We start from the raw sequence: 14319 nt of genomic DNA, 5'->3' as shown, positions 1-14319 counted from the left end.
GTTATTTCTTTTCGTAGTGTTTTTGAGATATTTTCTATTATTTTTGACATTAAAGTGCCTTTTTTAAAGTAATAGAAAATATTATCTAATAATAAGTTATGAAATTATTAATTTGTTGGAAAAATACAAAAATTAGATTAAAAACTTATTTCCTAGCACTTCTAAGATGCTAGGAAACTACTATTTTTCGATGAACTTTTTCTCTTGAACATCTTCTAAAATTGTTGTTGCAATTTTTTCTGTTTCTATAGCTATATCATTTGTTTGACTTGCTACACTTGCATTTTTTTGTGTTTGTTGGTCTAGTTGTGTTACTGCATCATTTATTTGAGTGATTCCTGATTCTTGTTCTTTACTAGCTGTTGTTATCTCATTAATCATTTCTGTTGATTTTCTGATATTTTCCAATAAATTATCATAACCTTTAATCATCTCTGAGCTTATACTTTTACCCTCATTTGCTTTACTTGTCGCATTTTCTACTATTCTTTTTATTTCATTTGCAGCTTCTGCACTTCTACTTGCAAGATTTCTTACTTCTGCTGCTACAACTGCAAAACCTTTTCCAGCTTCTCCAGCTGTTGCTGCTTCTACTGCTGCGTTTAAACTTAAGATATTTGTTTGAAATGCTATTTGATCAATTACTGTTATTGCTTCTGCAACTGCTTGTGTTTGTTCATTCATCTCGTCCATTGCAGTTGTAGTATCGTTTGCTAAGTTTTGTCCTGTTTTTGCAGAGTTTGATAACTCTTGTGCATATTTACTCATTTTTGCTACATTTTCTGAGTTATTTATTATTGTACTTGTTATCTCTTCTAGTGCTGCTGCTGTTTCTTCTAGGTTTGAAGCAGATTCATTTGAAGAAGTACTTAAAATAGTCACTGTTTCTAAAAGGTTTTTTGAGTTTTCTCTTAGGTTTATACCATTTGTTTTATTTTTTACTAGCATTTCATTTATAGTATCAGCTAAAGAGTTAAGAGCAATAGCAACTTCACCTTTTGGATTTGAAATTCTGTGTGTAAAGTTCATTTGTTTAAACTCTACTAAGGATTTATCTATTTCTATAAAGTTATTGTTTATTTTTGAAGAGATAGAATCAAGCATTTCATTTAGATTCTCTTTTAGCTCTTCTAAGCTTTTATTCTCTGTTTTGTGTGTAACTCTATTTTCTAAACTTCCTGCATTTACTTCTGAAACTATATGTTTAACATTATCAATTAATTTATAATCTTGGTCTAATAACTTATTTGTTTTTTCAATATTCTCATTTACAATAGTTGCCATTTGTCCAATTTCATCTTTTGTATCAATATCGATTCTTTGAGCATTGTCTTTTTCTTTATTTATATATTTGAAAAAGTCCAATAAACCATTTTGGAACTTATTTAAAGGCTTGTTAATTTGATTATTTATAAAGAAAATAACAAATAATGCAATAAGTATTGAAATAACAAAAGCAATTAAAATAATTCCAAAAACAATAGATAATATTTTATCAGCTGCTTCATCTTCCATCATCTTAATATGAGCTTCTATTTTATCTGTATATACTCCTGTTCCTATCATCCACTGCCATGGATCAAAACCTGCTGCATAGCCTAGTTTTTCTGATTCTTCATTGCTTCCTGGTTTTGGAAAGTCATATCGCACAATAGCTCCACCTTCTTTTGCTGCATTTACTAACTCTTTTATAAAGTAAATACCTTTTTTACTTTTTAAATTTATAATATTTTTACCTACTAACTGGGGTTTTGTAGGATGCATTAAGTTAGTACCTTTATAATCATAAATAAAGAAATATCCATTTTCACCAAACTTTAATTCAGATATTTCTTCTAAAGCTTTTTTCTTTAAAGACTCAGAAATATCATCTATATATGCACCTGTACCTATTATCCAATTAAAAGGTTTAAACATTCTTACATAAGATACTTTTTGTCTTGGTGGTTTATTAGGAACGGTTTGTTCATATGAAACTAGTCCATCACCATTTTCAATTGCTAGTTTAATAAAGTTTAAAATATGAGGTTTTGGGTATCTTTTTCCCTCTTTTGTAGGATTTATTGGGTGTTTTAATACTATTGCATTTTCATTATAAACGAAAAAATAGTCTTGGTTTGCTCCATATCTAGCTCCTGCAATAGCATCTAATAAAATCTTTTTTAGCTCTTTATCTGGGACTTTACCATTTAGTTCATTATAAAGCTTATCTAAAATCTTAAACAAAAAGTCTGTTTGTTTTTCAAGATTATTTTTAATATTCTTTTTTATTTTTTCAACATCGGATTGTTTATAATAGTTTTCAAGAATATTTTTTGCAAAATTTGTATAAGAGGCCAAGGTCTCTTCTTCTACATTATAAGCAGTCTTTCTATAATCTGCAATATTCTCTTTTGTTAAACTATTTAAAGAATAAATAGACTTTATTGCAATCATTGTTGCTACTGAAATTATAGTAAAAACTATAATTAGTATAAGCTTAGTTCTAATTGTCATGTTTTTCATCTTAAGTCCTTTTTGGCTTTATGCTTACAATTATACATTTTTTTTGCATAAATTTATAATTATACAGCTAGATTAGGACATTTTTAAGACTTTTCTAGATGAGCTATTTAATTAGATAAAAAATAGTGGTTTAATTCTCTTTTAACCACTTATAAATTGTAGCTCTTGATATATGTAATATATCGCATAAGTAAGATATTACATTTCTAATTGAAAAAATACCTTCACTATTTAAATATAAAATCAACTCTTTTTTTTCTTTTGTTTTTAAATTTACAAGATCTTTATTCTTACTTTTTAAATAGTTATTTATTATTGTATTTGTATGACTTTTCCAATCTTGTGTAAATAATAGGTTTGGTTTTTCTTCACTATTTTCTAAATTTAAAAAACTTTTTAATGAATGAAATATATTTTCAAATGTATCAATATTGAAATTTATACACATCATTCCAATTATTTCATTGTTTTCATCTCTTATTATAGAAGAAACAGTTTTTAATTTTTTGCCATCTAAGTTCACTTTTTCATAAGGTCCTACAATATCAGATTTTAAAGATTTTATATCTTTTACATCATTTAGCATCTTATCTCCTACTTCTCTTTTTGAAAAGGTATTGCTAATATGAATTAATCTCTCTTCTTTTATATCATGTAATGCAACTTCAACATTTGGATAAAAGAGTTTTGCAATTGCATCGCAAGTTGTTTTGTGTGTTTGTAATTTTTTATTCATAAACAAATAATACTATAAATAAGACTTAAAATACAAAAAGTCTATATTTTACTTTTAAATTGACAAAATGTATATAAAAAAGTATAATTTTATTTTTTAAAGGATGGTAAATGTTAAAAGGAATAATTGTTTTACTTATATTTCAATTTTTAGGTGAATGCATAACAAAGCTGTTTTCACTACTTATTCCAGGTCCAGTAATAGGTATGATACTTCTACTTTTATTTTTAATGATAAGAAAAAGTAGTTTTAAAAGTTTAGATAATGCTGTATTTATTCACTTAAGATATCTTCCAATGCTTTTTATTCCAGCAGCAATGGGAATAATAACTCAAGCAGATATTTTGCAAAAAGAGTTTTGGGCAATATTAATTTCACTTGTTTTAGGAACAATCATAGCCTTAGCTTTTAGTGCAAAACTTATGGACTATTTGACTGAAAAAAGAGCAAAAAATGAACTTTGATGCAGTAATACAATATATTCATACAACACCACTTACATGGCTTATTTTGACACTGGCTTCTTTTAAAATAGGAATTATTGTTTATGAAAAATTTAATAAAAACACTTTACTTCAGCCAATAATAGTAGCTTATGCTATTATTATGAGTGTGATTTTATTGACAAATACTTCTTATAGAGAGTATTTTGAGGGTGTTAAAATAATTCATTTTTTTCTAGGACCTGCAACTGTTGCTTTAGCACTTCCTTTGTTTAATAACTTAAAGTATATTAAGTCTTTATTTATTCCAATTATTGCGACACTTATTATTGCAGGAGTATTTTCTATTGCAATTGCAGTTGGATTACTTTGGATTTTAGATGCAAAACTAGCAACAATATTATCAATGACAACAAAATCAATAACAGCTCCAATTGCAATTATTACTTCTGAACAAATAGGCGCAATTCCTTCATTGGCTGTTGGTTTTGTTATTATTACAGGTATTATAGGTGCACTTTTAGGAACAATTATTTTCAAAATAATTAAGATTAAACATGAAACTTCAAAAGGCTTTGCTCTTGGTTTGATTTCACATGGAATAGGAACCGCAAGAGCTATAGAAATAGGGCAAAAAGCAGCTGCTTTTTCTGCCCTTGCTATGGGTCTTAGTGGTATATTTACAGCGATATTTTTGCCAATTGTAATTTCTTTTTTTAAATAAAGGCAAAAGTAATTAATTTTTTACTCTATATATTGTATGCTTTGATATTAGATTTTACATAGGAAAAAAAATGTATCAAACCCGTAAGAGTACAAATAAAGGGCTAAAATGACCCTTCTTATTGTATATTTACTAATAGCAATATTAGTTTCATTTTTATGTTCTGTTTTAGAAGCAGTTTTACTTTCAAGTACAAGTAGTTATATAGAGTCTTTATCAAAAAAAGATGACTCAAAAGCAATAAAAATCTTAAAAAAATTAAAATCAGATATTGATAAACCAATCTCTTCAATTCTGATTTTAAATACATTTGCCCATACAATGGGTGCAGCAGGTGTTGGGGCTCAAGCACAAAATCTTTTTGGAGAAGAATGGCAAACATTAATAGCTTTTATTTTAACTTTGATAATTTTATATATATCTGAAATTATTCCAAAAACTATTGGGGCTATTTATTGGAAAAAACTATTAATTCCATCAGCTTATATAATCTCTTTTTTGATTAAACTTTCTTATCCTTTAGTTTGGATATCAACTTTTATTACAAATTATATTTCAAAAAATAAAGATTGCGGTAATAATATTTCAAGAGATGAGATTATGACAATTATTGCAATGGGAGAAAAAGAAGGCTCAATTTTATCAAAAGAGAGTACTCTTATTGCAAACTTATTTAAATTAAAAAATGTAAAAGCAAAAGATGTTATGACTCCAAGAAGTGTGGTTTTTGCATTTGATGAAAATACTACTATAAAAGAGGCTATTGATAGTGATAAAATTTATATTTATTCTAGAATACCTGTTTATAAAGATACTATTGATGATATTATAGGAATAGTTTTAAATCAATCAATATTAGAAGAGAGTATTGAAAATAGGGATAATAAAAAAGTAAAAGATATTGCTATGAATGTTTATAAAGTATCTGAAAATATTCCTGTTTCTAATTTGATTGATCTATTTGTAAAGAGAAAAACACATCTTTTTGTTGTAACAGATGAGTATGGACAAACAAGTGGTATTGTAACACTTGAAGATGTAATCGAGGCACTTTTAGGAGTAGAAATAGTTGATGAATTAGATGAAGTGGAAGATATGCAAATATTTGCAAAAAATAGAAATAGAATTATACAAAATAAAATGATGATTCAAAAAAGGAAAAATAGCATATGATGGACACACTATTTGTGTATGGAACTTTAATGCCAAACTGCCCAAATGCACATGTATTAGAGAATATTGTGGGTAAGTTTGTTCCTGCAACAGTTAAAGGAAAATTAATAGATGCAGGTTGGAGCGCAGGAATGGGATATCCTGGAATAAGACTTGAATCAGCAGAAGATACAGTTCATGGTTTTTTGTTTTATTCAAATAATCTTATAAATCATTGGGATTATTTAGATGAGTTTGAGGGTGCTGAGTTTATAAGGCAAGAAGTAACTGTTGAAAGATATGATGAATTAGATGTAAATACATATATTTATGTTTTAAAAGATGAAATTGAAGAAGAGTATTAACTTTTATTTGTAACCAAAATATGCACTTTTTTTTATATAATAAAGAAAAACCAAGGATAGCTTATGAAAAAAGTTTTATTTGTTTGTATTCATAATAGTGCAAGAAGTCAAATTGCAGAGGCTTTATTGAAAAAGTATTATGGAGATACATTTGATGTTTCAAGTGCAGGTTTTGAACCAGCAAGTTTAAATCCAACTGTTATTGAAGTTTTAAAAAATGAAGAAAGTTTGGATATCTCTTCTAATAGTGTAGATTCAGTATTTGATTTTTTTAAGCAAGGTAAGGCTTTTAATTATGTTATTACTGTTTGTGATGAAACAAAAGCTCAAAAATGCCCTTTATTCCCAGGTGTGAATCATAAAATAAACTGGAGTTTTGAAGATCCAAATAGTTTTAAAGGCTCTAAAGAAGAAGTTTATAATAAAGTAAAAAAAGTATATTTAGATATAAAAAATGAGATAATTAAGTTTGCAGAAATAGAAAGAATATAACTATATTTATTAATAAGTTCTTTTTTTCTCACTTTTAGATATAGTTTCAAAAAAATTATAAAAGAGATATTATCGTGAGTGAGAAAAAATTAGGACTTTTATATGCACTTAGTGCTTTTCTTTTTTGGGGGTTAACTCCAATGTATTACAAGCAAATAACAATGGTTCCTCCATTTGAGATTTTAGCTCATAGGGTTGTTTTTTCTGTTGTGGTGCTTGTATTTTTACTTTTTATTAGCAAGCAGTTCAATACTTTAAAACCTATTTTTAAAAGTCTTGCAAAGATGAAATATTTGATTTTTGCATCAATACTAATCTCAATTAATTGGTTTACATTTATATATTCAATCTCTGTAAATAAAATAGTTGAAGCAAGCTTGGGATATTTTATTACACCTTTAGTAACAGTTGCTTTAGGATTTTTGATTTTTCAAGAAAGGGTAAATAAAGCACAAGGTATTGCAATTGTTTTAGCAATAATTGCAGTTGTTTATCAACTTGCAACACTAGGAACAATTCCTATAATTGCATTGACTTTAGCCTTTTCATTTGGTTTTTATGGAATGGTTAGAAAAAAAATTGCAATTTCATCTATTCCTGGGCTTTTTATAGAAACAATAGTTATTTTACCAATAGCTTTGATATACTTAAACTTTTTAGTCCAAAATGAGCAAAGTGTATTTAATACTTTAAGCACTTATGATATGACAGTACTATCTTTAAGCGGACTTGTAACAGTACTTCCTCTTTTATGGTTTAATGCAGCTGCTACTAGAATGAGTTTAACAGCTTTAGGGTTTATTCAGTATATAGGTCCAACAGTTGCATTTTTAGTTGCAGTATTTGTTTATGATGAGGTTTTAAATCTAAATAAACTTATTACATTTACTCTTATTTGGGTAGCTTTAGTGATATTTTCACTTGATGGTTTAAAAAGAAGAAAAGCTTAATCTTTTCTTCTTATCTAAATAAAAGCAAAGGTTTTTTCATCTTTGAAAGAACTTTTGATGTAAAACTTCCAAAAATAAACTCTTTTACCCTTGAGTGTCCAAAAGCACCCATTGCTAAAATATCACAACTATTTTCATTAAAATAGTTTATAAGTAAATCTTCACTTGTTCCATCTAAAGTTTTTGTTTCTACTTCATAACCTTTTTTAGAATAAATCTCTTTTGCTTCTTGTAGAAGTGTTGCTGATTCTATTTTATTGGTATTAAGATTTACGATATCTCTTTTTACATCTTTAAATAGTGGGTTACTTGATGTTTGTTGTAAAAGTTTTTTTGATTCATTTGAACCATTATATGCTACAAGGAGTTTTTTAGGCTCTACATAATCACTATTTACTAAAAGTACAGGTTTATGTATATTTCTAATAATCTCTTTTACATTATCTCCAATTTCATGCTCTTCTTTGCTTTTAATACCTATTACTAAAGCTTCAATTTCATCTTCAAGCTCTAAAATATTATCAATAACCTCTCCATGAATTTGAGATATAATTACTTCATTGTTACAAGTTTGTGAAGCTCTTTGTTTAAGTTCATTTAAAATCTCTTTTCCTGATTTAATTGCAGATTTACTTTGCTCTTCTTCTTCTTTTGCAAGCTCTTGTAAAATATCATCTCTTTCCCCAAGAACTATACTTCCAGATAAATCAATTTTACTAGAGTAGTGATTGTGAACAACTATATTTAAAAACTTCAAAGGAAGATTCATATTATTTGAAATCTTAACTGCATAATCACAAGCAGAATAAGAGTAGTTTTTCCCATCTATACAACATAATACATAGCCCATCTTAATGTCCTCCCATTACTTTATCAATCTCTTCTGGTTTATCATGAACACCAAATCTATCTATAATAGTTTTACTTGCTTCGTTTTGACCTATTACTACAACTTCTGTTCCCTCACGTCTTAGTTTTATAACTGCTTTATCCAATGCATAAACAGCAGATACATCCCAAAAGTGAGCTCTTGATAAATCTATTACAACTTTATCTAATACTTCTTTAAAATCAAATGTTTCATAAAACTTATCAGCACTATTGAAAAATACTTGTCCCACAAACTCATATGTTTTAACCTCTTTATTTTCATCATAGCTTGTGTTACAATACATAAAGTGTGAGATTTTATTAGCAAAGAATAGTGAAGCAAGAAGAACACCTGCAACTACACCATGGGCTAAGTTATGAGTATAAACTGTAACAATTACAGTTACAATCATAACGATATTTGTAGATAATGGCAATGTTTTTAAACTTTTAATTGAGCCCCAATCAAATGTTCCAATTGATACCATAATCATAACAGCAACAAGGGCAGCCATTGGTATAATTGATATTATATCACTTAAAAATACAACCATAATAAGTAAAAATAAACCGGCTAATAATGTTGATAATCTTCCTCTACCACCTGATTTGATATTAATCACTGATTGTCCAATCATAGCACAACCTGCCATACCACCAAAAAAGCCAGAAACAATATTTGCAATACCTTGTCCCTTGCACTCTTTGTTTTTATCACTAGAAGTATCTGTTAAATCATCAACTATAGTTGCAGTCATTAAAGATTCAAGTAAGCCAACAACAGCTAATGAAACTGAATAAGGAAAAATAATTTGTAAAGTTTCAAAGTTCAATGGTACATCTGGAATTAAAAACATAGGTAATGTATCAGGAAGTTTTCCCATGTCTTCAACAGTTCTTATGTCTATTCCCATAAAATAAACTATTAAAGTTAAAACAATAATAGTTACTAAAGGTGAGGGTAAAATAGTACCTATTTTAGGAATATATGGAAATAGATAAATAATTCCTAACCCAAGAGCAGTTAAAGCATATACATGCCATGTTACATTTGTAAGTTCTGGAAGCTGAGCCATGAAGATTAAAATTGCAAGTGCATTTACAAAACCTACTACAACAGCTCTTGGAACAAAACTCATAAATCTTCCAAGTTTAAAATAGCCTGCAAGAATTTGGATTAACCCTGTTAGTAAAGTAGCAACAAGTAAATATTGAAGACCATAATCTTTTACTAAATCAACCATAAGTAAAGCCATAGCACCAGTTGCTGCACTAATCATACCAGGACGACCACCAACAAAAGAGATTACAACTGCAATACAAAATGAAGCATAAAGTCCCACTTTTGGATCAACACCTGCAATAATTGAAAATGCAATTGCTTCTGGAATAAGTGCAAGTGCAACAACAATACCAGCTAAGGAATCATTTTTTATGTTTCCAAACCATTCTTCTTTTTTAAAGTATCTTTTTACCATCTAGTTCCTTACTTTTGTTTTATTAAATTGATGTTTAAATAGACTAATTTGTAATGCAATAAATATTATTGTAGTTTGTTATTAAATATTTAAAAATGGAGTGTTTTATATGTAAATAACAAATATAAGATAAATAATATAGCTTACAAAAATAGTAGTAGTTTTATAATTTCTTATATTTGTTATAATCACATTTTAAAGCAGCCTTGAGAATTTTTTGGCAATTATATCTAAAAAAACTTTTATATAGGTTAGACTTTACATCCAACCTTTCTTTTTGAAAATATATAAAGGTGTTATAACTGATAGAGCCATTAGTCCAAGGGAAAATAAATATCCATATTCCCATTTTAATTCAGGCATAAGTGCAAAGTTCATACCATATATACTTGCTATTAATGTAGGAGGAAGAAAGACAACATTTACTATTGTAAATATTTTTACAACTTTAGTTTGCTCAATACTTAAAACGCCAACGAAAACATTTTGTAAGTATTCTAATCTTTCAAAATTAAATTGAGTATAATCAACAAGTGAGCGAATATCTTTAAGCATAATAGAGATATCTTCTTTTATATCTTGTTTGCAAAGATGAGATTTTAATAGTGAAGCTAGAATTCTTTGTTTATCTTTTAAGTTTTCTATTATTAACATATTTAATTCTTCAAGTTTTGATATCTTTCCTAAAATATCTTCATCTTTATTTTTATAATCTGTTAATACAAGTCTTCTTAGTTTTGTAATCTCTTTTGAAAGATCTTCTACAATATCAGCAACAGAATCAATTCTAACATCAAGTATAGCGTTTAAAATATCATCACCACTTTTAAAAACTCTAAATCCAGATGAGGCTATTTTTCTAGAAATATCATCAAAAGTTTTTAATTGTGTATATCTAATTGAGATTAGAAGTTCATTTTTTAAAATAAATGAAACAGTTTCATTTTTTGCATAATCTTCTTTAAAGAGTAAAAAGAAACTATTTATTTCTATACTCTCATTCTCTTCCCAATACCTTGAACTTATTTCAATTTCTTGACTCTCTTGTTTTGTTGGAAATTTTATATCAAAATTATTTTCTACTAACTTTAATACATCTAAAGCTGGAGAAACCATATCAATCCAATAAACATCTTTTAAGTTTTCTAAATCTGATAAGGCTTCAATCCCTAATGGCTGTCTTTTGTCTTTAATATAAAATTTTATCATAAGTAAAGCCTTTTGAACTATTTATTTTAGTAATTCTACAATGAATATTGTTATACTTACTTAAGAATATAAATTTTAAGAAGAACTATTCATTAAAGATATAACTTCTTGTTCATTTAAAAGTTTACCATTTGATTTTACTTTTCCATTAATTACAAGTGCTGGTGTACTCATAACATTAAAACTCATAATTTCTACAACATCTTCAACTTTTTCAACTTCATGAAAACCACCAACTTTTGAAACTGCTTTTTTTACAGTTTCTTCTAAAGCTTTGCATTTAGGACAACCTGTTCCAAGTATTTGTAATTTCATTTTTTATCCTTTTTTGATTTAAAATTGTTAATAAATTTTATAAAATAGTATTAAATAAATATCCTGTTAAAAGTATAGCACTTCCTACAATAGCAAAAAATATTGATATTAGCTTTATACTTAATACTCTTTTTAAAATCATAGCTTCTGGAAGACTTAAAGCAACAACAGCCATCATAAAAGATAAGGCAGTTCCTAAAAGCATTCCTTTTTGAGTTAAAACCTCTACAAGGGGTAAAATCCCAGCAGCATTTGAATACATGGGAATACCCATAAAAACAGCAACAATTGGAGCATACCAAGCATCTCCACCTGCATATTTTGTTATAAAATCAGCTGGGATATAGCCATGTATAAATGCACCAATACCAACACCTATTATTACATATAAATATATTTTTCTAAATATATCATCAGTATTTATCCATGCTTCTTTAAGTTTATATGAAAAAGGTTCTTTCTCTTCTTGATATTGTGCATCAATAGGCTTTACTTCAATTAAAACCTCTTTGTCTAAATTCATACTTCCAATAATTAATCCAGCTACAATAGCAATAAGTATTCCAATACTTACATAAAGTAAAGCAATTTTCCAACCAAATAGTGAAAACAGTAAAGCAATAACAACAGCATCACTAAGTGGAGCTGAGATTAAATATGAAAAAGTAACTCCTAAAGGTATTCTAGCTTGTAAAAAACCTAAAAATAAAGGAATTGCACTACAAGAACAAAAAGGGGTGATAACTCCAAAAATTGCAGCTAAAAAATGACCAACAATCTTGTTTTTACCACTAATATACTCTCTTGCTTTTTCAATAGGAAAATAACTTCTTAAAAGTGTAACAATGTAAATAATAGTAATTAAAAGTATAAAAATTTTTATAGTATCATAAATAAAAAAGTGTAATGCTTCACCTAAATGACTACCTTTTTCAAGGTTTAAAATATCAAATACAAATATTGCACTTAAATTTACGAGCCAATCAAACATATAATCTCCTAGTGTAAAATGTATTTATCAAGATATATTGATAAATTAAAATAATAGTTTTTATAAAAGTGCATGTTTTACTTTAGGAAGTAATATTTCTTCTATTTCTATATATGTTTTTTTAAATGCTTCAAAATCTTTTCCATCTGGATCTTCAAATCCCACATGAATAACTTTAGTCTTTTTAGGAAACATAGGGCAAGTTTCATTTGCATGATCACATACAGTTACTATTAAATCGTATTCATTATCTATTACTGTATCAATTGTTTTTGAATGATACTTCTCTTTCCAAATTCCTTTATCTTCAAGAATTTTTTTAGCATTAGCATTTACTTTTCCACTAGCTTTTACTCCACTAGAATCAGCACTTATACCATCACATTTTGCATTTATTAAAGCCTCTGCTATGATACTTCTACAAGAGTTTCCTGTGCATAAAATTAAAACTTTTTTTTCCATTTTTTATCCTTTTAAATTAATGTAAGTAGTACTATTAATAGTACTGGGGGTGTTATTATCATACCAAATTTACTATATTGGGCAAAAGAGATATTTACACCTTTTTTTGCTAAGACATGAAGCCATAATAGCGTAGCTAAGCTACCAAATGGAGTCATTTTTGGTCCTAAGTTACATCCAACTATATTTGCATAAATCATAGCTTGATTTCCAATATCTTCTAAAGCTATATCCATAATCATAATTGTTGGCATATTATTCATAATAGCACTTAAAAATGCTGCAATAAAACCTGTACTTATAACTGCAATGGCATCACCTCTTAGGCTTAAATCTTTTAAAACTATTGTCAAATAATCAGTTAATCCTGCATTTTTAAGTCCATAAACTACGATATAAAGTCCAATACTAAACCATACAACTTGCCATGGTGCATCTTTTATAATAGTTTTTGGATTTACTGTTTTAGCAATACTTGCAATTATTAAAAATATTATACCTCCACCTAAAGCAAATAAACTAACAGGTAATCCATAAATATCTCCAATAAAATAACCTACAAGTAAAACTGCTAAAAACAGCCATGAAAAATAGAATAGTTTCATATTTTTAATAGCACTTTTTGGCTCTTTTAAAAGTGATATATCAACACTTTTTGGAATATCTTTTCTTAATATTATCCATAAGAAAAATATTGATGCTATTACACTTACAATATAAGGAATAAACATATCAAAGAAATATTGAGCAAATCCTATATTAAAGTAATTAGCAGTAACTATATTTGTAAGATTTGAGAATACAAAAGGTAAAGAGGCACTATCACTTATAAATCCACCAGCAAGTAAAAATGCAATAATAGTTTTTAAATTTAGTTTTAATATTCTCATTTTTGCAAGTAAAATAGGAGTTAGTATAAGTGCTGCTCCATCATTTGCAAAAAGTGCTGAAACAAAAGCACCTAATAAGATAGAGTAAACAAACATTTTCAAACCATTTCCATTTGAAAATCTTGCCATTTTAAGTGCAGCCCATTCAAAAAAACCAATTTCGTCAAGTACTAAAGAAAGAATAATAATACCTATAAATGCTAAAGTTGCATCCCATACTATACTTGTAACAATTTGTACATCACTAAAACTTACAACACCTGCTATTAAAGCAATTATTGCTCCAATTACTGCTGTTGTTCCTATTTGTAAACCTTTTGGTTGCCAAATAACAAAAATAAGTGTTACTAGAAAAATTCCACTTGCTAAAATCATATATTTGTTCCTTCTTTTTCATTTGAGCAACTTTTTTTAAGTATAGGTATATTTAACTCAAGATAACTAATCTCTTTTAAAATAGATTGTCTAAATTCATCCATTGGAGTTCTTATATTATAATAAGCCCATCTTCCTTTTCTTTCAACACTTAAAAAACCAGCTTCTTTTAATATTTTCAAGTGTCTTGAAACTCTTGATTGAATCATATCAAAAGAGTTTTCTATATCACAAACACAAATTTGTTTATTAATGTCAATAAAGTTTAAAATTCGTAATCTTGTCTCATCATTTACAGCGCTCATTGTTTTTAAAAAAGTATCCATTTAGACTCCTTGCAAAATTATAACATATTAATATTT

General features: G+C 27.3%; 16 protein-coding genes. 6 read left to right on the top strand and 10 right to left on the bottom strand.

Going from position 1 to position 14319, the window contains the following annotated elements:
* Positions 1–180: 180 nt before the first annotated feature.
* Positions 181–2505: a methyl-accepting chemotaxis protein gene (locus tag ACTCCZ_RS02725; protein ID WP_079577723.1), complete on the bottom strand. Its 2325-nt coding sequence runs from the start codon at positions 2503–2505 to the stop codon at positions 181–183.
* Between the two features lie 130 nt (positions 2506–2635).
* Entirely contained in the window at positions 2636–3241 is a 606-nt protein-coding gene (locus ACTCCZ_RS02720; RefSeq protein WP_079577722.1) for a helix-turn-helix transcriptional regulator, read from the bottom strand.
* Positions 3242–3351: 110 nt separating this feature from the next.
* Here ACTCCZ_RS02720 and ACTCCZ_RS02715 point away from each other — a divergent pair, with 110 nt between their 5' ends.
* From ACTCCZ_RS02715 to rarD, 6 genes are all read left to right on the top strand, one after another.
* The gene (locus ACTCCZ_RS02715; RefSeq protein WP_079577721.1) at positions 3352–3705 is read left to right on the top strand and encodes a CidA/LrgA family protein; all 354 of its coding nucleotides are present in this window, start codon (positions 3352–3354) and stop codon (positions 3703–3705) included.
* Positions 3695–4408 carry an LrgB family protein gene (locus ACTCCZ_RS02710; RefSeq protein WP_079577720.1) on the top strand — a complete coding sequence of 238 codons (714 nt, stop codon included), beginning with the start codon at positions 3695–3697 and terminating at the stop codon, positions 4406–4408. The genes ACTCCZ_RS02715 and ACTCCZ_RS02710 overlap by 11 nt, the downstream gene beginning before the upstream one ends.
* 108 nt (positions 4409–4516) lie before the next feature.
* Positions 4517–5581, top strand: a complete 1065-nt coding sequence (locus ACTCCZ_RS02705; RefSeq protein ID WP_079577719.1) for a CNNM domain-containing protein — start codon at positions 4517–4519, stop codon at positions 5579–5581.
* Positions 5578–5925, top strand: a complete 348-nt coding sequence (locus ACTCCZ_RS02700) for a gamma-glutamylcyclotransferase family protein (RefSeq protein ID WP_079577718.1) — start codon at positions 5578–5580, stop codon at positions 5923–5925. The genes ACTCCZ_RS02705 and ACTCCZ_RS02700 overlap by 4 nt, the downstream gene beginning before the upstream one ends.
* Before the next feature lie 63 nt (positions 5926–5988).
* A complete protein-coding gene (locus tag ACTCCZ_RS02695) occupies positions 5989–6417 on the top strand; it encodes an arsenate reductase ArsC (protein ID WP_079577717.1) in 429 nt (142 codons plus the stop codon).
* Between the two features lie 74 nt (positions 6418–6491).
* Entirely contained in the window at positions 6492–7367 is an 876-nt protein-coding gene (gene rarD / locus ACTCCZ_RS02690; RefSeq protein WP_079577716.1) for an EamA family transporter RarD, read from the top strand.
* 10 nt (positions 7368–7377) lie between these two features.
* Here the strand turns inward: rarD and ACTCCZ_RS02685 are convergent, their stop codons facing one another.
* From ACTCCZ_RS02685 to ACTCCZ_RS02650, 8 genes are all read right to left on the bottom strand, one after another.
* A complete protein-coding gene (locus tag ACTCCZ_RS02685; RefSeq protein ID WP_079577715.1) occupies positions 7378–8217 on the bottom strand; it encodes a universal stress protein in 840 nt (279 codons plus the stop codon).
* A 1-nt stretch (position 8218) separates the two neighbouring features.
* Positions 8219–9715, bottom strand: coding sequence for a SulP family inorganic anion transporter (locus tag ACTCCZ_RS02680; protein WP_079577714.1), 1497 nt, complete (start codon positions 9713–9715; stop codon positions 8219–8221).
* Positions 9716–9973: 258 nt separating this feature from the next.
* Positions 9974–10924 carry a magnesium/cobalt transporter CorA gene (gene corA, locus ACTCCZ_RS02675; protein ID WP_079577713.1) on the bottom strand — a complete coding sequence of 317 codons (951 nt, stop codon included), beginning with the start codon at positions 10922–10924 and terminating at the stop codon, positions 9974–9976.
* Between the two features lie 75 nt (positions 10925–10999).
* A complete protein-coding gene (locus tag ACTCCZ_RS02670; protein WP_079577712.1) occupies positions 11000–11239 on the bottom strand; it encodes a thioredoxin family protein in 240 nt (79 codons plus the stop codon).
* A gap of 37 nt (positions 11240–11276) precedes the next feature.
* A complete protein-coding gene (locus ACTCCZ_RS02665; RefSeq protein ID WP_079577711.1) occupies positions 11277–12230 on the bottom strand; it encodes a permease in 954 nt (317 codons plus the stop codon).
* Positions 12231–12290: 60 nt separating this feature from the next.
* Positions 12291–12692 (bottom strand): arsenate reductase ArsC, encoded by a 402-nt coding sequence (locus ACTCCZ_RS02660; protein ID WP_079577710.1) that lies wholly within the window; start codon positions 12690–12692, stop codon positions 12291–12293.
* Between the two features lie 11 nt (positions 12693–12703).
* Positions 12704–13957, bottom strand: a complete 1254-nt coding sequence (locus ACTCCZ_RS02655) for an arsenic transporter (RefSeq protein ID WP_079577709.1) — start codon at positions 13955–13957, stop codon at positions 12704–12706.
* A complete protein-coding gene (locus tag ACTCCZ_RS02650) occupies positions 13954–14283 on the bottom strand; it encodes an ArsR/SmtB family transcription factor (RefSeq protein ID WP_079577708.1) in 330 nt (109 codons plus the stop codon). Before ACTCCZ_RS02650 ends, ACTCCZ_RS02655 begins: the two co-directional genes overlap by 4 nt.
* Positions 14284–14319 lie beyond the last annotated feature (36 nt).

This window comes from Malaciobacter sp. (assembly GCF_055140965.1).
This window is presented reverse-complemented; position numbering and strand designations above follow the sequence as displayed.